At 41.0% G+C, this 20,439-nt stretch carries 14 protein-coding genes, 2 pseudogenes and 1 riboswitch; of the genes and pseudogenes, 14 read left to right on the forward strand and 2 right to left on the reverse strand.

Annotation, left to right across the window (positions count from 1 at the left end):
• Positions 1 to 54 precede the first annotated feature (54 nt).
• The 9 genes from NBH03_RS13685 (at position 55) to NBH03_RS13725 (ending at position 13,399) form a co-directional block, all read left to right on the forward strand.
• On the forward strand, positions 55 to 423 hold the full coding sequence (locus NBH03_RS13685; protein ID WP_009259852.1) for a DUF3847 domain-containing protein: 369 nt from the start codon (positions 55 to 57) through the stop codon (positions 421 to 423).
• On the forward strand, positions 380 to 1,876 hold the full coding sequence (gene mobQ, locus NBH03_RS13690) for a MobQ family relaxase (protein ID WP_250799899.1): 1,497 nt from the start codon (positions 380 to 382) through the stop codon (positions 1,874 to 1,876). The genes NBH03_RS13685 and mobQ overlap by 44 nt, the downstream gene beginning before the upstream one ends.
• On the forward strand, positions 1,873 to 3,744 hold the full coding sequence (locus NBH03_RS13695; RefSeq protein ID WP_250799900.1) for an AAA family ATPase: 1,872 nt from the start codon (positions 1,873 to 1,875) through the stop codon (positions 3,742 to 3,744). The genes mobQ and NBH03_RS13695 overlap by 4 nt, the downstream gene beginning before the upstream one ends.
• Positions 3,745 to 3,885: 141 nt before the next feature.
• On the forward strand, positions 3,886 to 4,044 hold the full coding sequence (locus NBH03_RS13700; protein WP_006428300.1) for a transposon-encoded TnpW family protein: 159 nt from the start codon (positions 3,886 to 3,888) through the stop codon (positions 4,042 to 4,044).
• 159 nt (positions 4,045 to 4,203) lie between these two features.
• Positions 4,204 to 4,362, forward strand: a complete 159-nt coding sequence (locus tag NBH03_RS13705; protein ID WP_250799901.1) for a hypothetical protein — start codon at positions 4,204 to 4,206, stop codon at positions 4,360 to 4,362.
• Positions 4,363 to 4,382: 20 nt separating this feature from the next.
• Positions 4,383 to 4,473, forward strand: a riboswitch (cyclic di-GMP riboswitch).
• 234 nt (positions 4,474 to 4,707) lie between these two features.
• Positions 4,708 to 7,914, forward strand: a complete 3,207-nt coding sequence (locus NBH03_RS13710; RefSeq protein WP_250799902.1) for a hybrid sensor histidine kinase/response regulator — start codon at positions 4,708 to 4,710, stop codon at positions 7,912 to 7,914.
• Positions 7,915 to 8,051: 137 nt separating this feature from the next.
• Complete coding sequence (locus NBH03_RS13715; protein WP_250799903.1) at positions 8,052 to 9,164, forward strand: hybrid sensor histidine kinase/response regulator; 1,113 nt, start codon at positions 8,052 to 8,054, stop codon at positions 9,162 to 9,164.
• 72 nt (positions 9,165 to 9,236) lie between these two features.
• Positions 9,237 to 10,304: a GGDEF domain-containing protein gene (locus NBH03_RS13720; RefSeq protein WP_250799904.1), complete on the forward strand. Its 1,068-nt coding sequence runs from the start codon at positions 9,237 to 9,239 to the stop codon at positions 10,302 to 10,304.
• Positions 10,305 to 10,537: 233 nt separating this feature from the next.
• Positions 10,538 to 13,399: a response regulator gene (locus NBH03_RS13725; protein ID WP_250799905.1), complete on the forward strand. Its 2,862-nt coding sequence runs from the start codon at positions 10,538 to 10,540 to the stop codon at positions 13,397 to 13,399.
• A gap of 128 nt (positions 13,400 to 13,527) precedes the next feature.
• Here NBH03_RS13725 and NBH03_RS13730 read toward each other — a convergent pair.
• Positions 13,528 to 13,773, reverse strand: a pseudogene (locus NBH03_RS13730) (transposase); the annotation flags it as partial.
• A gap of 117 nt (positions 13,774 to 13,890) precedes the next feature.
• Here NBH03_RS13730 and NBH03_RS13735 point away from each other — a divergent pair.
• Positions 13,891 to 15,213, forward strand: coding sequence for an MATE family efflux transporter (locus NBH03_RS13735; RefSeq protein ID WP_250799906.1), 1,323 nt, complete (start codon positions 13,891 to 13,893; stop codon positions 15,211 to 15,213).
• 8 nt (positions 15,214 to 15,221) lie between these two features.
• Positions 15,222 to 16,091, forward strand: coding sequence for an AraC family transcriptional regulator (locus NBH03_RS13740; protein WP_250799907.1), 870 nt, complete (start codon positions 15,222 to 15,224; stop codon positions 16,089 to 16,091).
• Here the strand turns inward: NBH03_RS13740 and NBH03_RS16145 are convergent.
• Positions 16,088 to 16,324, reverse strand: a pseudogene (locus NBH03_RS16145) (substrate-binding domain-containing protein); the annotation flags it as partial. The gene NBH03_RS13740 and the pseudogene NBH03_RS16145 overlap by 4 nt on opposite strands.
• A 170-nt stretch (positions 16,325 to 16,494) precedes the next feature.
• Here NBH03_RS16145 and NBH03_RS13750 point away from each other — a divergent pair.
• The 3 genes from NBH03_RS13750 to NBH03_RS13760 all read left to right on the forward strand — a co-directional run bounded on the left by NBH03_RS13750 (position 16,495) and on the right by NBH03_RS13760 (position 20,438).
• Positions 16,495 to 18,567 (forward strand): hybrid sensor histidine kinase/response regulator, encoded by a 2,073-nt coding sequence (locus tag NBH03_RS13750; RefSeq protein WP_250799908.1) that lies wholly within the window; start codon positions 16,495 to 16,497, stop codon positions 18,565 to 18,567.
• 486 nt (positions 18,568 to 19,053) lie between these two features.
• Positions 19,054 to 19,749 (forward strand): polyphosphate polymerase domain-containing protein, encoded by a 696-nt coding sequence (locus NBH03_RS13755; protein WP_250799909.1) that lies wholly within the window; start codon positions 19,054 to 19,056, stop codon positions 19,747 to 19,749.
• 11 nt (positions 19,750 to 19,760) lie between these two features.
• Positions 19,761 to 20,438, forward strand: coding sequence for a DUF4956 domain-containing protein (locus NBH03_RS13760; protein WP_250799910.1), 678 nt, complete (start codon positions 19,761 to 19,763; stop codon positions 20,436 to 20,438).
• The last annotated feature ends 1 nt before the right edge of the window (position 20,439 follow it).

The raw sequence follows: 20,439 nt of genomic DNA on the forward strand, positions 1-20,439 counted from the left end.
GAAAAGTTGGCGGTCTTTTTTTATACCCATTTTCAAAAAAGGAGGTCAACCAAAATGGCAAAACAGAAAAGCCTTGAACAGCTTCGAGCTGAAAAAGAGCAAGTGGAAAAGCGGCTTGCACAGGAACAGCACAAACTGGAGCGTTTGGAGAACAGAAAGAAATATCTGGAGAAAGGCGAAAGGCAGAAACGTACCCACCGCCTTTGCAATCTGGGCGGCACGATTGAGAGCCTTGCCCCGGAGGTCAAAAATCTCACACGCACCGAAATGACCGAGCTGATGGAACACATCTTCGGTCTGCCGGAGGTACAGAGAGCCGTCCGGCACATGGAGATTACACACATCAACCAAGCAAACAGAGGAAAGGAGCTGAAAGCCAATGGCACTATTCCACTTCACAGTAACCCAAACGAAACGCAGTAAAGGTCAGTCTGCGATTGCTTCTGCCGCCTATCGTTCCGGCGAAAAGCTGTACAGCGAGTATTACGGCGAATACAGCGACTACACCAGAAAGCGTGGTGTTATCTGCTCTGACATTCTCCTGCCGCCCCATGCACCGAAAGAATACGCAGACCGTCAGACCCTATGGAACGCAGTTGAAAAAGCCGAGCGTGGTAAGAACGCCCAGCTTGCATACAGTTTTGAAATTTCCTTGCAGAATGAATTTTCTCTTGAAGAAAACATCGCTCTGGCAAGGGAATTTTTGTTTCGGGAGTTTGTCAGCCGGGGCATGACCGTTGATGTGTCCTTTCACGAAAAGGAGTGTGAGGACGGCGGCACACCCAATCCCCATTTTCACTTTCTCTGCCCTATTCGACCAATGGAGCAGGACGGCACATGGGGCATAAAACAACGGCGAGAATATGTGCTGGACGAGGAGGGCAACCGTATTCGAGACGCAAACGGTAAGTATGTGTTCAATGCCGTTCCCACTACCGACTGGGGCAGTCCCGAAACGCTGGAACATTGGCGTGAAGCATGGGCGGAGATGTGCAACGCCAAGTTTGCGGAGAAAGGTCTGGATGTTCGTATCGACCACCGCAGCTATGAACGGCAGGGCGTGGATTTACTTCCCACCATTCACGAGGGAGCAACCGTCCGAGCAATGGAGAAGAAAGGTATCCGCACCGAAAAGGGCGAGTTCAACCGCTGGATCAAGGCGACCAATGCCGTTATCAAGGACATCAGAAAGAAAATCTCTCTCCTGTTCGACTGGATAACGGAGATAAAAGCTGAGCTTGCCAAGCCGCAGACACCCGACCTTGTTTCTCTGCTGAGCGATTATTACACCCAGCGAAAAGCCGGGGCATATTCGCAAAAAGGCAAAATCAGCAATCTGAAAGAGATGAACGAGACCTACAATTATCTCCGGGCAAACGGCATTTACACCCTTGAAGATTTGGAAAGCAGATTGCAGAGCCACCGCACCACCGTTGACGGCTTAAAGACAACGATGGACAGCCAGAACGCCCGAATGAAAGCAATCCGCAGTCTTAATGATTACTCTGCCACCTACAAGAGCTTAAAGCCTGTCTATGACGGCTTGCAGAAAATCAAGTTTGAGAAATCGAGAGCCAAGTACAAGACGGAACACGCTGATAAGCTGAAAATGTTCTACACCGCCAGACGAAAGCTGACCGAGGAGTTCCCGGACGGCAAGGTGGATATGGGAAAGCTATCCAAAGAGTATGACACGCTGGAACAGGAGCATGAGACCACCTATGCCGAGTTTAAGACCGTCAGAGAGGATTTACAGCGGCTTTGGAAAGTAAAGTCAAACATTGATACTGCCGTCCGATTTAATCAGCGTACAGCGGAACAAAAGCTCCAAAATCAACCCCAAATACGACACAAAAAGGAGGATATGACACGATGAATTACACGCAGGCACAGATTGACCGGGCAAATGCCGTCAGTCTGGAAGATTTTCTCCACACACAGGGAGAAACACTTATCAAAAGCGGGCGGGAGTACTGCTGGAAAGAGCATGACAGTTTGACCGTCCGGGGAAACAAATGGTTTCGCCACAGTCAGAGCAAAGGCGGCTATCCCATTGATTTCGTCATGGAGTTTTACGGAAAGTCTTTTCCCGAAGCTGTCCAACTGCTGACAGGTGAAAGCGGCGAGGGACAGACCGAAGCCACCACAGCACCGCCCGCAGAGTTCCACTTGCCCCTACACAACCGCACAGTCGACAGAGCAATTCAATATCTTTGTGAAAGCCGAGGTCTCAACAAATCGCTTGTTGAGACTTTTCTTCTTTCCGGGGATATTTACGAGGACAGCAAACGGCACAATGTTGTGTTTGTCGGCAGAGACCGAAGCGGCACACCGAGATATGCTCATGTGCGAGGAACGCAGGAAAGTTTCAGGCAGGACATTGCCGGCTCTGATAAATCTTATCCGTTCCGCTATGAGGGAAACGGCAGTCAGCTCTTTGTCTTTGAAGCACCCATAGACCTTTTATCCTTTATCTGCCTTTATCCGCAGGACTGGCAGACGAGAAGCTACCTTGCCCTGGGCGGTGTGTCTGGCAAGGCTCTTGACCGTTTTCTCTCTGAACGCAAGGACATCTTGAAAGTGTTCCTCTGCCTTGACAGCGACACCGCAGGAAATGAAGCCTGTACCCGACTGGCACAGACTATTCCCGGCGAGAACGCTGTCATTCGTCTTGTCCCGGCAAGAAAAGACTGGAACGATGTTCTCCGTCAGCAAGGGGATATTCCCAACCGCAAATTCATAGCCGAGACAATCACGCTGCGAGAGCTGCCAACCGCCCAGCCTGTCCCTATGCTCCGCATGGCTGATGTGGAGCTGACGAGCGTGGATTGGCTATGGTTTCCGTATATCCCATTCGGAAAGCTGACCATCATACAGGGCAACCCCGGCGAGGGCAAAACCTACTTTGCCATGCGTCTTGCGGCGGCTTGCACCAATCGAAAGCCTTTGCCCGGTATGGAGACCCTTGAGCCGTTCAACATCATCTATCAGACCGCCGAGGACGGTCTGGGTGATACCGTCAAGCCGAGACTGATAGAAGCGGACGCAGACCTTGAACGAGTGCTTGTCATTGATGACAGGGACATACCGCTGACCCTTGCCGATGAACGCATAGCAAGAGCAATCCGGGAGAACAATGCCAAGCTGGTTATCATAGACCCGGTACAGGCGTTTTTAGGAGCAGATGTGGATATGAACAGAGCAAATGAAGTCCGTCCCATCTTCCGCAGTCTGGGAGATATTGCACAGGCTACCGGGTGTGCTATCGTGCTGATCGGACACCTCAACAAAGCCGCAGGAACGCAAAGCACCTACCGGGGATTAGGCTCTATCGACATTACGGCGGCAGTCCGCAGTCTGCTGTTTATCGGCAAACTGAAAGACAATCCCACAACGAGGGTGCTTATCCATGAGAAAAGCTCTCTTGCACCACCCGGACAGTCCCTTGCTTTTTCTCTGGGAGACGAAAAAGGGTTTGAATGGATAGGTGCTTATGACATTACCGCCGATGAACTGCTTGCCGGAACGGACACAGCCAAGACGGAAAGCAAGACCGCACAGGCAGAAATGCTGATACTGGAACTGCTGGCAAACGGAAAGAAAATGCCAAGTGCAGAGCTGGAAAAAGCGGTCAATGACCGAGGGATTTCCTCACGCACCATGCGAACGGCGAAAAGCCGTATCGGAGACAGGCTCATAACCGAGAAAGACGGCACAGCATGGGTTTGCTATCTCCGAAACTGACACAGGAACAAGGCAAGCGTGGCAAAGACGGCAAGGTGTTTATAGATACCTTAATGTTGCCGCCTTGCCTTGTTCCCTCATACTGACACCGCCCGATGATGAACAGTCACCGGGCATTTTTCATTTACAGGAGGATTTTGAATGAACAATACCGCAACCAACACCGCCACTTGCCCGACTGTCAGAAAGCAGATCGGCAAGACAACCTATATCGTGCGTGTGCATTTCAGCCAGACCGCCAAGGAGACGATGGAGGACAAAATCAAGCGTCTGCTCCGTGAGGAAGTCCGCAAAATGTGACTGCTTTTTGAATTTGATGAAAAAGTCCTTGACTTTTCGTCTCTGGAAAAACTGCCAAAAGTATTCTTATTTCCTGTAGTGCAAGGCTGGCACCATTTGATCAGTAAATATAGATTATCGCAGCTGTCGGGAATTTCCCAGTCGTCACTGGGGAGAATCATGGCGCAGGAAAACCTGCCGTCGCTGATTACACTTGAAAAAATATGTACAGCATTAGGCGTGACATTATCACAGTTTTTTTTGTTTTTGAACGTAAAAACGGTAATGTTTTTCTTGTGTACAGCAGAGCACTATAGTATAATAAATCCAGTTTTATAGCATAAGCTTAAAGGCTATAATAAGGAAAACGGCAAACCAGATGAAAGTCTGGGACGCAAAGCCAGAAGGGGCTAAAGTCAGAAAGTTTGACCAGGTCAGCCGGTTGCCACTGTTTCCATATCATCATAATATATGGAAAAGATGTTTGAATAGAAGAGATTCCGATACCTTTTATACTATATAGATGTGTGATTTTAGAGAAATATAGTAGGGGCACTGGCAAGATTTTGGCAAGTGTCCTTTTTGTATGCAAAAATAGGTAACAAAACTAGCAGGGACAGGTTCTCTGTATACAGATAAAAGCAGGATGAAGAAGGCATAAGACGAAGAGAGGACTTTTATAAAATGAAAAATTGTGAAGACAAAATATATTCATTAGGTGAGACTGTAACGGGGCAGACACAGGCTATGTCACAGGCCATACAGAAAACACTGGAAAATAATGGCGGGGTAGGTATAATGACAGGATCTTATGACCAAAACCTGTCTATTTTGTCTGTGGATAATCTGCTGTTGCATAGTACAGGATATACATTCGATACTTTCATGGAACAGACAAAAGGCTCATTGAGAAACTTCTTTTATGACGCGGAAGATATACTGGAGCGAGACCGCTTTTTGCAGCTTCACGGAACAGGGGAAGCACAAATCATTGCAGCAAACGGTACAGTGAATAATGTACGGCTTTGTAAAGAGGATGCGACAGATGAGGCGGGCAGAAAGATCTGGGTTATGTCCGTACAGGTCAACTGGGATCATGTAAATTTGACACTGCTCAATGAGGCTATCTATTCCGGCTTCTGGTATTTTGACTGTGACGAAAACAGTGAGATTGTGAATGCAAACTGGAGTCATGAATTCCGAAAAATGCTTGGCTATCATGACACTCTGGACTTTCCGAATAAACTGGAATCCTGGTCAGATCTTTTGCATCCACAGGATAAAGAAAGAGTAATGGTGCAGCTTCAGGCGGCAATTAAGGATAAGACGAACCAGATAAAATACCAGGTAGAGTATCGTATGAGAATGAAGGATAATCAATACCAGTGGTTTCGGACATCGGCAGAGGTAATACGCCGTCTGGATGGTTCTGCCAGCAGGATTGCCGGGATTTTTATTAACATTGATGGGGAGAAAAAAGAAATCATGCAGGCACAAAAATCTGCTGCTTTCCACCGGGCTTTTACGAAAGCAGATCTGTGCGAGTATTATGTGAATCTGGAAGCGAATACTTTTGATACCTTTAAGGTTGAACCGTCCCTGATGACAGTTTTTGAACAGAGTCGTACATGGGATGAACTGATCCGGCATTTTGTGGATTCCTATGTTGTGGAAACAGATAAGAAAGCGGTAGCTGCTTTTTATGACCGTGGTTATATTGCAGAAAAATTGAAAGGTCTGGAAACAGAATTATCTTTAGAGTGTCGAATCACTCTGGATGGAGAAGAACGATGGGTCCGCAATGTGATTATACGTGGCGAAATAGAGGATTCAGAATATGCCATGATCTTTCTGCGTGATATCACGGAGGCTAAGGTAGAGAGCGCACGGCATCTGCAGATGGCAGCGGACAATGCTTCCATGGAGCAGCTGATCCAGAGCATTGTGCGTCTGGTTGACCGTTTTGTTGTCTGTGATCTGGAAAATGACAGATATGAATTCTACAATCTGAATGGACAGATGATATATAAACCTCTGGGATTTTATCATGATTTTCAGATGCAGGTTCTTGAAAAATATAAGACACTGGAACCATTGGAAGCTATAGATATCCTGATAGCCCCGGATAATATTCGGAAAAAACTGAAAAGTGAAAATGATATTTATAAGTTTGAGTATTGCAGCCGGGATGAAAAGACTTATAAAATCGCTTCTTATATTCCCTTGGAATGGAAGAATGGAAAGCTGGAAAAGGTATTGCTGGCATCCATGGATGTGACACAGGAGAAGAAAGCAGAGATTGAATCCCGTCAGGCACTGAAAGAGGCTTACCGGTCTGCAGAAAATGCTAATCGTGCGAAAACGGAATTCCTTTCCAATATGTCCCATGATATCCGGACACCAATGAATGCCATTGTGGGTCTGACGGCAATCGCAGGAGCAAATATTGAGAGTCAGGACAGAGTGATTGAATGTCTCAGCAAGATTACAGAATCAAGCCGTCATCTGCTGGGACTGATCAATGAAGTGCTGGATATGGCACGTATCGAAAGCGGAAAAATGACGCTGGCACAGGAAGATTTCAATCTGTCAGATCTGGTAGATAATCTTATTACACTTACGAAACCGGTGCTTGATGAACATAAACATAATTTTGATATACACATCAATCATATTGAACATGAGGCTGTCTGTGGTGACAGCTTGAGGATTCAGCAGGTATTTGTGAATCTGATGAGTAATGCGATCAAGTATACACCGGATGGTGGAAATATTATTTTTTCCATAGAGGAAAAGCCCAATGGATTTTCAGAACTTGGATGCTATGAATTTACGATTGAGGATAATGGAATCGGTATGTCACCGGAATTCCAGAAAATCATGTTTGATCCTTTCAGCCGTGCAGATGACCACCGGACAACCAGAGTTCAGGGAACCGGTCTTGGAATGGCAATCAGCAGAAATATTGTGAACCTGATGAATGGTAATATTAAAGTGGACAGTACTTTACATAAGGGAACCAGAATTACGGTAACAATTTATCTGGAGCTTCAGGAAAAAGAAAAAGAACAGGACAAAAAACTGATGAATCTGCCGGTTCTGGTAGTGGATGATGATAAGACATGCTGTGAAAGTACAGTTGCCACACTGAAGGAAATCGGTATTACAGGTGAATGGGTTCTCTCTGGCAGGGAAGCGGTTGAGCGCTGTTATGCACGGCATGAGTTGAAAGATGATTACTTTGCTGTTATTTTAGACTGGAAGATGCCGGAGATGGATGGTATAGAGACTGCCAGACAGATCCGGAAACGGATCGGGAAAGAGATTACCATCATTGTATTGACATCCTATGAATTCAGCGAAATTGAAGAAGAGGCAAAGGCTGCAGGTGTAGATGCTTTTATTGCAAAACCGCTGTTCCGTTCCCGGCTGACGGCTACACTGCGGCAGTTTACTTCAGGCAGAAAAGAAAATACAGCGAGAAATTATCTGGAGAAACTGTCAGAAGCAGATTATACAGGAAAAAGGATTCTGCTGGTTGAGGATAATGAGTTGAACAGAGAAATTGGTGTTGAAATTTTGCAGATGACAGGGGCAGAAGTGGAAACAGCAGAAAATGGAAAAATCGCAGTTGAAAAAGTGGAAGCTTCTCCGATAGGTTCGTATGATCTTATTTTTATGGATATCCAAATGCCTGTCATGAATGGTTATGAGGCAACTGCAGCAATCAGGAGCCTTCCGGGTGAAAAGGGAAAACTGCCTATTGTTGCCATGACTGCCAATGCTTTTGCAGAAGATGTACAGTTGGCCAAAAATACAGGCATGAATGGACATATCGCGAAACCGCTGGATATGCATAAGCTGAATGATGTTCTGGAAAACTGGCTGTAAGTTGGTTTTTATAACCGTGCTGATCGTTCTGCTTCTTATCCTGACTGTAATGGTACATATGAGGAACAGAAAACTGAAAAGTACGCTGGAAGAACAGATGGCGGAAAGACGGCTTTTGGATAAGATATTTATTTAACATGAGTCATGATATCCGGACTCCGATGAATGCAATTGTAGGTTTTTCCGGTTTGTTGGAGAAGAATCTGCAAAATGAAAGAAAGGCAAAAGAATATCTGGAAAAGATACAGTCTTCCAGTAATCTTTTGCTGAGAATCATCAATCAGGTTCTGGAGATGGCCCGGATTGAAAGTGGTACTGCGGTATTGCAGTTAAAAGCTGAAGATATGGATGCATTATTTCACAGAGTAAATACAGTGTTTGAAGAGGATGTCAGAAAGAAGAACCTGCAGTATCATGCTGTTTTAGATGTAAGACATCATTATGTTGTCTGTGATCAGACAAAGTTACAGGAAATCATGATGAATATTATCAGTAATGCTATAAAGTATACCCCGGAGGGACATTCAATCTATGTAGAAGTACATGAGGCGGTATCAGAGAATCCTTCAAAGATACGCTATATTTTTTCATGTGAAGATACGGGCATTGGTATGAGTGAAGAATATCTTCCACATATCTATGAAGAATTTTCCAGAGAACATAGTACCACAGAAAACAAAGTGCCGGGAACCGGGTTGGGACTTCCTATTATCAAATCTATGATAGAGCTGATGGGTGGAAGTATTCAGGTAGAAAGCAGACAGGGTATTGGAACAAAATTTACGATAGATCTTTCTTTTGACATAGCATTGAAAGAAGAGGTATATGGAAGTGAGGATACCATAGAGTCATCTGCAATTCATACAATAAAAGGGAAAAGAATTCTCCTTGTAGAAGATAATGAGCTGAATGCGGAAATAGCAAAGACAGTTCTCGAAGATGTCGGAGCGTTAATTACCAGAGCGGAGAATGGACAGCAGGCACTGGAACTATTTAAAGAGAAACCGGCAGGAACATTTGATGTAATTTTGATGGATCTGATGATGCCTGTTATGGATGGATATACAGCTACGAGAAAAATCAGGGAATTAGAACGTTCAGATGCAAAAACAGTACCGATTGTAGCTATGACAGCAAATGCATTCCAGGAAGATGCTGAAAAGTGCATTGCCGTGGGTATGAACGCTCATTTGGCGAAACCTTTGGATATTGAAAAGATGAAAAAGACTATTAAAAGTATTTGTTCCTAATATAGGGAGAAAGTAAATGAATAGCATAGTTATTGAAATAAATATTATTTGAGATTCGGGATAAATTGTGAAATGCAGACAAACAAGAAAAATAAAAATATAATAGGTATTATACAGAGTTTCCTTATATTGATATTAGTGGTTCTTGTTATTTTTATGATGATTCAGATTAGCAGGCTGCAGGGGACAGCACGCGTAATAAATTATGCAGGTCTGGTACGTGGAGCTACACAGCGCGAAGTAAAATTAGAAATTACAGGGAACCAAAATGATGAATTAATTAAATATTTGGATGATATTCTTCTTGGATTGAGATATCAGGATGGACATTATAATCTGGTAAAACTCAATGACGAAGAATATCAGGGAAAATTGAAAATCCAGAGTGATTACTGGGATAAATTGAAAACAGAAATTGAAGCAGTAAGAAACAAGGGATACGAAAATACAGACATTGTTAATATGAGTGAAATATATTTTACGATGGCAGATGAAACTGTCTATGCCGCAGAAAGTTATTCAGAAAAGATCGCTATAAAGATTCGTACCATAGAGCTTTTGTCGGCACTTGATATGTTGATTCTGGTAATATTGGTTATTATGCAGACTCTAAAGGCAATGCAGATGGCAATGCAAAACAGACTGCTGGAACAGAAAGCATTCGTAGATGCCCATACTGGGCTGCCAAATAAAAATGCCTGTAATGAGCTTCTTAATAAAAAAGATATAATTACAGATTCTACAGCATGCATAATGTTTGATTTAAATAATCTAAAAACTGTAAATGATACAATGGGACATTCCGCAGGAGATCAGTTAATAATGAATTTCTCAAAGCTTTTGCGCAGTGTTATTCCAGAAAAGGATTTTGTTGGAAGATATGGCGGAGATGAGTTTATAGCAGTCATTGATCATACAAGTGAGGCGGAAATTAAGGAAATATTGAAATCCTTGTACAGAGAAAAAGATAGATTAAATAGTTATGAAAATCAAATACAAATCGACTATGCATGCGGATGGGCATTATCCTCCGATGATATGTCGTGTACAATGCAGATGTTATTGGATGATGCAGATGCTTATATGTATAAAAATAAACAGTTATGCAAGAAATATAAAGGAAACAGAAAATATGAATAAAAGACAAAAAATACTGATTGTCGATGATGCAAAGTTCAACAGGGATATATTGAAAGAATTACTTTGTTAGTAAATTGACACAAGTTGGCTGTAGAGTATAATTATAGTAAAAGTACAGCAGAAGCTGTCGCAAAGATATATATATAAATGTTGTGGGGGTATTGAACATTAATGAATGTAAAAATAAAATCTGGAAGCAAGCAAGCAACTGTAGCCTGGAGGGTGGGAGAAAGATGAAGAAGTGCAAATTAGTACAGAATATAAGAAATTTCAAATTTTGTTATTTTATATTTTGCACAATTATATGTTTAATGGTTTTATCCGTTCCTACATTTGCCCAAGAAAACTCTGACAATGTTATCCGGGTAGGATCTTTTGAAGAAACTTATAATACCGTCAATGAAAAGGGAGAAAGAAGCGGCTATGGTTATGAGTATCTTCAAGATATTGCAGGTTATGCAGGATGGACATATAAATACATAACAAGTGATTGGAAAAACTGCTTTACACAGTTGGAAAATGGAGAGATTGATATTCTTGGTGGCATTTCCTATACAGACGAACGTGCTGAAAATATGCTTTTTTCCGATATGCCTATGGGGGAAGAGAAATACTACATCTATACGGATGCATCCAATATGGATCTTACAGCAGGAAATTTGGATTCTTTTGAGGGAAAAAATATTGGTGTGTCTAAAGATAATATAGTGGAGGATGTGCTTAATAAATGGGAATCAAAATATGGTCTGCATACGAAGCATATCAATGTTTCTACAACCACAGAAATTATGGACAAACTGTCGAAACATGAAATTGACTGCTTCGTTTCGGTAGAAGAATCCCGTTGGGAAGAATCGGATATTTCACCGCTTACATGTATTGGAGAGACAGAAATCTATTTTGCCATAAATCCCAAACGTCCGGATATCAAAAAAGCACTGGATAGTGCTATGCGCAGAATCAAGGATGACAACCCATTTTACACAGATGATCTCTACAGGCGTTATCTTTCTGCACAGAGCAGCTCGTTTCTTTCAAAAGAAGAAAGGGAGTGGATCGGGCAGCATGGAGCAATCAGGATAGGGTATCTGAATCAGGATGGAGGTATCAGCAGTGTAGATCCATCAACAGGCAAATTGACAGGTGTCATCACAGATTATGTGAATCTTGCAGAAAATTGTCTGCAAGGTCAGACTTTGGAATTTGAATTAAATGGATACGATACAAGAAGTGAACTGCTTCAGGCACTGCAGGATGGAGAAATAGACCTGATTTTTCATGCAAACCAGAATCCATACTTTGCAGAAACAAATGGATTTGCTTTGTCGGATACGCTATTGACTCTCAATATGGCAGCAATTACGGCAAAGGATTCTTTTGATGAAAATAAAGAGAATATAGTTGCCGTTGAAAAAGATAATTTTGCATTGAAAGCATATCTTTCATACAATTATCCGCAATGGGAGGTTGTGGAATATGAGACATCAGATGCAGCAGTAAAAGCAATGCAGAAAGGGGAGACGGATTGTATTGTAAGCAATTCAGGTACTGTTTCAGACTATTTGAAAAATAATAGGCTTCATAGTGTTTTCCTGACAAAAGGAGCTGATGTTTCATTTGCTGTTCAGCAGGGAGAACCGGTTCTTTTGTCCATTCTGAATAAAACACTGACATCTATGCCTACAACTCAATTTTCAGGTGCAGTAGTTTCGTATAATGCTTCTTCACGAAAAGTTACAGCGAAGGATTTTATTCAGGACAATTTACTGGCTGTCTCACTCATAGTTGGAATCTCTATTTTTGTTGTCCTGTGTATAATTCTTGATTCTTTGAAAAAATCAAAACGTGCGGAAGAAAAATCCAAGAAGTCTGCTGAGCAAGCATTGAAGCTGAATCAGGAGCTTGAAGAAAAACGGCAGGAATTACAAAATGCACTTGTAGAAGCACAGAGTGCCAATATGGCTAAGACTTCCTTTTTAAATAACATGTCTCATGACATCAGGACACCGATCAATGGCATTATTGGTATGCTTACAATTCTTGAAAAAAGCGGAAATGATGGTGAGCGGGCAAAAGATTGCCTGAATAAAATAAATGAGTCTTCGAAACTGCTATTATCATTGGTAAATGATGTTTTGGATATGGCAAAGTTAGATTCGGGTACCATGGTTTTTAGTGATGAATCCATCAATCTGGATCAGGTATGTAAAGAAATCTCGGAGTCGCTATACTTTCAGGCAGAAGAAGAAGGACTTCGTGTTATGGAAGAACATGATGATTATAGAGGTGTATATGTCTGGAGCAATGCAGTTCACCTGAAAAAAATATTGATGAACTTGTTTACAAACAGTGTGAAGTACAATACGGTGAATGGTTCTATTTACTTGAGTATGAGAACGATTGAAAGATCAGAAGATCATATGACATGTGAATTTAAAATAAGAGATACCGGGATTGGAATGTCAGAAGAATTTATAAAAAATAAATTATTTACTCCATTTGTACAGGCAGACAATTCCGCACGTTCCAAATATAGTGGGACAGGTCTTGGAATGCCTATTGTGAAACAACTTGTAGAAAAGATGGGTGGAACCATAACAGTTGAAAGTAAGCTGGGTGAAGGGAGCTGTTTTACTGTAGTACTTCCATTTGAAATTGATACGAATGCACGACCGGAAGAAAAAGAAGATTTCAATGCAGATATATCAGGTGTCCGGATATTATTGGTTGAAGATAATGAGCTGAATGTGGAAATAGCAGAATTTATGCTGACGGAAAATGGGGCTAAAGTAGAAACAGTGAAAAATGGGTTAGAAGCTGTTCAGCATTTTGAAGCTTCCGAACCGGGAACATACGATGTTATTTTAATGGATGTCATGATGCCGGTGATGGATGGGCTTACTGCCACAAAAACAATAAGATCCCTGGAACGGCAGGATGCAAAAACAATCCCTATCATTGCTATGACTGCAAATGCATTTAGGGAAGATGCCGAAAGGTGTATGGAAGCAGGAATGAACGCACATCTTGCAAAGCCGTTGGATGATGAAAAAATTAAGCAGACCATAAGAGAAGAGTTGAGAAAGCAAATATAATAGCTTCAACTGTGCGTACCTGTGAAGGCGTGAGTCGGCGGGCTGAGACTATGAAGAAAAGTCTGTAAATAATTCTTCTATGATAATGATTGAGCTGGAAGCGCTAAATTAGAGCTTCCAGCTCTTGCTTTTGTGGCTTCAAAAGTTGCCAGATACAGGGCTTTCAGGAGTGCTGTATCACTTGGAAATACGCTTCCCTGACGGTTGAGCTTACGGTAGGTAGAATTCAGACTTTCAATTGCATTGGTCGTGTAAATAACCTTTCCGACATCCGGTGAAAACTTGAAAATCGGCGTTATTGCATCCCAGTTATCATACCAGCGTTTCATAAAATTCGGGTATTTTGCGGTCCATTTTTCAGTAACACGATCTAGTACTTTTTAAGATAAAGTAGAAATAGTGCAATTTTCACAGGATATTATACAAGAATTACATAGAAATATATCGTATTATTGATATAGTATTCTTGAATTGTATGTGAGGAGAAAACTATGGCAGCTGAAAGAAAAACATTAACACAGTTATCTGTGCCAATATGCTTAGAAACTTTATTTTATATGCTTTCAGGTATGGTCGATACGCTTATGCTATCATCTGTAAGCGACCAGGCTGTAGGAGCAGTGGGAACAGCAAATACATATATAGGTGTTTTTATTATCATGTTCGGCGTAATATCGTCGGGTATGATAGCTGTTATGTCACAAAATATCGGAGCCGGAAGACCGGGGATAGCGTATCAGGCAAGACAACTTGGACTTATATTCAACGCATTGATAGGTATCGTAATGTCTGTCATTCTTGCTACTTTTTCTGGTGGGATACTTCGAATCGTAAGTATTGCTCCGGCTTTGTTTGAGCCGGCTGAAATATATCTTAGAATTGTTGGCGGCGCATGTTTTTTAAATGCACTGATTCCTATTTTCTCCAGTTATTTGAGAGTGTTTGGATATACAAAACATTCTTTGATAGGAACTGTTGTTGGAAATGTTCTCAATATAATACTTAATTCAGTATTCTTATTTGTATTCAACTGGGGTGTAATGGGAGTTGCTGTTGCCACGGTTATTTCAAGAGTTGTAAATCTTATTATTGTAGCAGGTATGGGGGCTGTGATTATAAAAGCAAAACAGAGTCCTGAGCGAATTGCATCAAGAAAGATATTTGCGCAGATTGTTAAGATTGGTTTTCCTTCTGCGCTTGAAACAGCACTTTACAACATCGCAATGACCTTTATTGTGCGTTTTATGAATCAGATGGATGTGGATGGAATGAATGTTACAGCACGCTCATATGCTGTACAGATTGCAAATTTCTCATATTGTGTGGGAGCTGCCCTTGCTCAGGCAAATGCAATTATGACCGGTTGGAGAATTGGAGCAAAAGAGTTTGAGGAATGTAACAGGGGAACGAGAAAAGCTGCGATATACGGTATCATCACAGCGACCTGTTTTTCCGTGACATTTGCATTGGCAGGACATTTTATCGTGCATATATTTACTGATGATACACAGATGATAAATCTTGTGGTAAAGTTGTTAATAGTAGATGTCTTTCTTGAATTTGGAAGGGTAACAAACCTTGTATATGGTCAGGCATTAAAAACGAGTGGAGACGCACTTTTCCCGGTTATACTAGGTGCAATATTTATGTATTTGTTTGCAGTTGGCGGAACTTATTTTCTCGGAATACACATGGGACTTCTGGCTGTAGGATCATATATTGCTATGGCAGGTGACGAATGTGCGAGAGCTGTGGGAATGGTACTTAGATGGAAGAGTGGAAAATGGAAAAGTAAAGGTCTTATAGAAGTATAGGAGAGATTATGTACTTTGAATTAAAGGAAAATAAACCGCATGGTACAAAGGACGATCCGTTTAGTACATATCATATAAAAAATGAGGGACGATCATTTCAGATACCGGTACATTGGCATGATGAACTGGAAATTATATATGTAAAAAGTGGGTTTTTGACTGTAAGTATATCAGGAGAAAATTATATTGGAACCCCCGGGGATGCTTTTGTAGTGTCGCCGGGCAATCTGCATTTCATGGGTTCACAGGCTGGAGAAGTGGATTATTTTACTTTCCTTTTTCCACTTGAATATATCTCTTTTTGCACAGATGACATGTTAGATGATAAATTGCTTACTCCATTAAAAAATGGTCATTTGATGATAAGACCAAGGATCAAGGATGCAGCAAAAGAGTTGTGCGAGCAGTTGGCCGAAATATATATGGCAAAAAATGATGAAAAGAAGTTGAAAATAGCTGTTCAGATAAAGACAAAAATAATTCTTTTACAATTTATTCTTCACATGTGGGAGAATGGATTTATAATCGAAAATGATAAAAGTGGAAGAAATACTGTAGAAAAAGAGATGATTTCATACATACAGCAGAGTTTTACAGGGGAGATATCATTAAAGAAATTTGGGGAACAGTTCCATCTTTCTGAAAAATATGTATCGCAATATTTTAAAGAACATTTTCATATTACGCTTTCAAAATATGTTACATATTTGCGGTTGGAGCATGCAAAACAGTTGTTACAAAATTCGGACATTCCAGTTACAGAGGTTGCAATGCTCAGTGGCTATCAGAATGTAAGTTATTTTATCAGAAGCTTCAAAAAAACATACGGAGTGTCTCCGTTAAAATATAGAAAAAATGAGCCGAGTACATGGATTTAGCGGAGTGTGAAAGAAACCAATAAAAATGTACTGATTGAAACGCCATTAAGAAGACTGGATAACGCAAAGAATCCACTTTTTCCCAGTTCAATACGATCTTGTCTGATTGTAGTCAGTGGAGGTGATGTATAAGCAGCGATTGGCAGATCATCAAATCCGATAATGCTGACATCATCAGGAACCTGATATCCGAGCTGTTGGCATTGGATAAGAGCTGCATTCGCAAGGGTATCCTGGCTTGCCATATAGCTGAAAAATTATGAAATGTTCCTGTTTTTTCACTTGCATATACTACCGATGAGCGTGTAAATTTCCATTCTACAATGTAAAAATTCTTTGTTGACGGATATATTTGGATAAGGATATAATCTGTATCAGAGAATTTACAGGGAGATAAATAAACATGAGTCAGGATATTATTAATAATCGTTTTTTTGAAGAGTCGGTATTTGCTATTGCCGATGGATACTGCGTGATCAATCTCACAAAGAATATCGTACGTGGTTCCATGTATCAGGTAGTTAATGGAAAAAAATATAATCTGAATGAACAATTAGGTTTGCCGGAAAATTCAAGCTTACAGAGTCTGGTAGATGCATGGGCATTGACCATACCTGAGGAAGGTCTTAAAGATTTTCTGCACGAGTTTGACAGAGAACGATTATTAAATCGGTTTGAAAATGGTGAACGGCATATATCATTCCGATACTGGACCAGGACTGCTACTTTTGAGCCCATGCTTGCAGAAGATCACATGGCCCTGTACCGTGAAGAGGAAACAGGAGATGTCATTGCAGTTAATTATGTTCTTGACCGTACAGAACATTATCGCTTAGAGGAAAAAGAGCGGGCACTGGAAAAATCAAACAGAGAGTATGCGAAGCTTCTGGAAGAAGAGAAAAAGCATACAGCTATGATCGAGGAATTGACAAAAAAACTGCAAAGTCAGCTGGAGTTATTTACCGTATCCATCCCCGGCGGCGTCAAAATCAGCAATGATGACCCGGAATACTCTTTCAAATATGTTTCAGAACAATTTGCAAATATGCTCGGTTACGCAACACCAAAGGAACTGTTGGACGCTTCTGGCGGTAATATTATCGGCCTTGCTCATCCGGATGACGTGGAGGTCGGACTTGCAGATGCATTAAATCAATATACGCATTCTGATCATTATGCTACTATTTACCGGATACGCTGTAAGGACGGCACATACAAATACATCGAGGATCGTGGACAGAAAGTAATAAAGGAAGACGGAACCATTGAACATTGGAATCTCATGCTGGATAAAAATGACTTCATGCACAAATCAATTGCCTTGGAAAGTGAAAAGAAAGCAAATAAAAGCAAGTCTGATTTTCTCTCCAGGATGTCTCACGATATGAGAACCCCGCTGAATGGAATTATCGGATTGCTGAAGATTTCTGAGAAACATTTTAATGACAGGGAATTGGTCCTGGAAAATTTCAGAAAAATGCAGGTAGCTGCAGACTATCTATTGTCACTTATTAACGATATCCTTCAGATGAGCAAAATTGAAGATGGAAATGTATCTTTGACGCAGGAAATCATCAACTTTGAGGAATTAAGTCAGGATGTTCTGACTATCATAGAACAGCGGGCAAAAGACAGAGGAATCCAGATGCAGTTCCGTGCAAAAAAGGAAGGGCTTCGATATCCTTTTATTTATGGAAGTCCGGTACATTTAAGACAGATATTTCTTAATATTTATGGAAACTGTATTAAGTATAATCGGATTGGCGGCAAGATAATAACGGTGTCAGATTATACAGAAGCTGTTGACGGAATTACGACATATGAGTGGACCATAACTGATACTGGCATTGGTATGAGCAGGGAATACCAGGAGCATATATTTGAGCCGTTTTCGCAGGAAAGAGAGGATGCAAGAAGTACACAGCAGGGAATTGGACTGGGAATGGCGATTGTAAAAGGTCTGATTGAAAAGATGGGTGGAACTATCGAAGTTAAAAGCGAAGAAGGCATTGGCTCAACCTTTATCATCAGGATTCCGTTCAAACTTGCTCCCGCACCAGATACAGTAAAGAAAACAGCGGCACAGATGGATATCAGCGGATTAAACTTATTGCTGGTGGAGGATAATGAACTGAATGCAGAAATTGCGGAAACGCTGTTGTCTGATGAAGGTGCAAATATGACAGTTGCAAGAGATGGATTGCAGGCGGTCAGAATGTTCCAGGAGAAACCGGAAGGTTATTTTGACGCAATTCTGATGGATATCATGATGCCTGTAATGGATGGGTTTACTGCGACAAAAACAATCCGGTCACTGAAACATCCAGATGCTGAGACAATCCCGATTATTGCCATGACAGCAACTGCATTCAGAGAAGATAAAGAAAAGTGTCTGGCAGCAGGAATGAATGCTCACTTGGCAAAGCCTATAAAAATTGAAAACATAAAGAGAATTTTGTATGAATATTGTGTGTAGTGATTGCAACTTCTCAAATCCGTATACCTATTTTTCACGTTCTGTAGGATATTATCATGTGAATGTGAAACTGGCAGGTGTTTCTGCTGAATAAGAATGCAAATATGAATTGAAAGGTCATGGTACGAACCATGGCTTTTCTTTTATTCCAATATCCCCTATTGTCTACGATTCCCAATCTATAGATAGGTCGATTGTGGATACAGTACGATTACACAGAAAAATGTTAATAGTATTGCAAGATATTTTTGGCAGTTTGATATCATACAACATCCCCATTTCATAAGGAATCCCCATTTCCATTATGATTTTTATATATTTATTTATAAAATATCATATATTTTGGTATATATTGTCAATAAATGTTGATTTTATCGAGAGTTCATTGTATACTACAAAGTTTTATTCCATATATGGACAAAAAAAATTATGGATGTATACTATCGTGGTATTTACTAAAAAGCAAAAGCAGGAGGAAATAATACTGTGCGCGATGTACTGCGGGAAGAAAAGAAATTTCTACTTAATCAGGTAGAAGCATTAAAACTTCGGAATTATTTGTCAAATGTGGTTCATACTGACTCACATAATGGACCGGATGGTTATCAGGTACGTTCTTTGTACTTTGATTCTTTGTCAAATCGGGATTTTCAGGAAAAGGAAGATGGTCTGGAGTTAAGAAGGAAGTTTCGTTTGCGGGTATATAGTCCTGATGCGGATTTTGCACTGTTTGAAATGAAGCAGAAGCAGGGACCTTATCAGCGGAAGCGATCATTAAGATTATCCAGAAGGGAAGCGCAGGCTCTCATTGAGGGTGATTATTCTGTACTTTTAAACAGTGGCAGTGAGTTTGGACAGGAATGTTATTCAATTATGGAAATGTGGGCATACCGTCCTAAAACAGTTGTAGAATATGACAGATTTGCATTTATCGCGCCGGAAAATTCTACTCGAATAACTTTTGATTCTGGAATACGGGCTAATGAAGTAAATTTCAATATGTTTGATAGAAATCTGGTGTTAAACAGTGTAATGTCTCCTTTTGCTGTAGTGTTGGAAGTAAAATATAATGGTTTTTTGTTAAGCTATATCAAGCATATGCTTCTGCCCGTTCAGAAAAGCGAGCTTTCCGTGAGCAAATACTGTATGGCAAGACAAATTGGCTGTGACTACAGATTTTAGGAGGAAAGGAAATGAAAGAGACGATTTATAACCTGCTTGCCCAGCAGGGGGATATGGCCTGGCAGCAAATTACAATGCATATTCTGGTAAGTGCTGTCATTGGTCTGTTTATTTTTATTTCATATGTGATCTCACATAAGGGAACGATTTACAGCAAAAAATTTGGAGTAACACTAATCGTTCTGACTGTTATGACAGGAACAGTTATGACTGTCATAGGAAACAATATTGCATTGTCGCTTGGTATGGTCGGTGCATTATCTATCGTGCGTTTTCGAACTGCAATAAAAGATTCCAGAGATACTGTATATATTTTCTGGACGATCATTGTGGGAATATGTTGTGGAGTTGGAGATTATCTGGTTGCTGCAGTAGGCAGTTCTGCTATTTTTCTTATCTTTCTTATCATGGGAGCAATCCGCAGTGATAACCGTATGCTTTTGATCATCCGTGCAAAAAGAAGCCGCTGTGAAAATATAGAATCCCAGGTCTTTTGTTATTTTGGGACTGGTGCTGTTCTTCGGGTAAAAAATACGACAGAGGAGAATGCTGAGTACATTTATGAATTATCCAGAAAAATACTGGAAAAAGTTCAGAAACAGCATCCGGTTTTAACAGATGATTTCTATAACCTTGGACAAATTGAAAGTGTTAATATTGTAGCTCAAAGCGATGAGATTTATAACTGAT

Origin of the sequence: Coprococcus intestinalis (assembly GCF_023656595.1) — a bacterium.
Classification (GTDB): Bacteria; Bacillota; Clostridia; order Lachnospirales; family Lachnospiraceae; genus Coprococcus_A; species Coprococcus_A intestinihominis.

What these genes read in the sequence shown, in the direction of transcription:
- NBH03_RS13685 (WP_009259852.1), top strand. Translation starts at nt 55, where the DNA reads ATGGCAAAACAGAAAAGCCTTGAACAGCTTCGAGCTGAAAAAGAGCAA.
- mobQ (WP_250799899.1), top strand. Translation starts at nt 380, where the DNA reads ATGGCACTATTCCACTTCACAGTAACCCAAACGAAACGCAGTAAAGGT.
- NBH03_RS13695 (WP_250799900.1), top strand. Translation starts at nt 1,873, where the DNA reads ATGAATTACACGCAGGCACAGATTGACCGGGCAAATGCCGTCAGTCTG.
- NBH03_RS13700 (WP_006428300.1), top strand. Translation starts at nt 3,886, where the DNA reads ATGAACAATACCGCAACCAACACCGCCACTTGCCCGACTGTCAGAAAG.
- NBH03_RS13705 (WP_250799901.1), top strand. Translation starts at nt 4,204, where the DNA reads ATGGCGCAGGAAAACCTGCCGTCGCTGATTACACTTGAAAAAATATGT.
- NBH03_RS13710 (WP_250799902.1), top strand. Translation starts at nt 4,708, where the DNA reads ATGAAAAATTGTGAAGACAAAATATATTCATTAGGTGAGACTGTAACG.
- NBH03_RS13715 (WP_250799903.1), top strand. Translation starts at nt 8,052, where the DNA reads ATGAGTCATGATATCCGGACTCCGATGAATGCAATTGTAGGTTTTTCC.
- NBH03_RS13720 (WP_250799904.1), top strand. Translation starts at nt 9,237, where the DNA reads ATGCAGACAAACAAGAAAAATAAAAATATAATAGGTATTATACAGAGT.
- NBH03_RS13725 (WP_250799905.1), top strand. Translation starts at nt 10,538, where the DNA reads ATGAAGAAGTGCAAATTAGTACAGAATATAAGAAATTTCAAATTTTGT.
- NBH03_RS13735 (WP_250799906.1), top strand. Translation starts at nt 13,891, where the DNA reads ATGGCAGCTGAAAGAAAAACATTAACACAGTTATCTGTGCCAATATGC.
- NBH03_RS13740 (WP_250799907.1), top strand. Translation starts at nt 15,222, where the DNA reads ATGTACTTTGAATTAAAGGAAAATAAACCGCATGGTACAAAGGACGAT.
- NBH03_RS13750 (WP_250799908.1), top strand. Translation starts at nt 16,495, where the DNA reads ATGAGTCAGGATATTATTAATAATCGTTTTTTTGAAGAGTCGGTATTT.
- NBH03_RS13760 (WP_250799910.1), top strand. Translation starts at nt 19,761, where the DNA reads ATGAAAGAGACGATTTATAACCTGCTTGCCCAGCAGGGGGATATGGCC.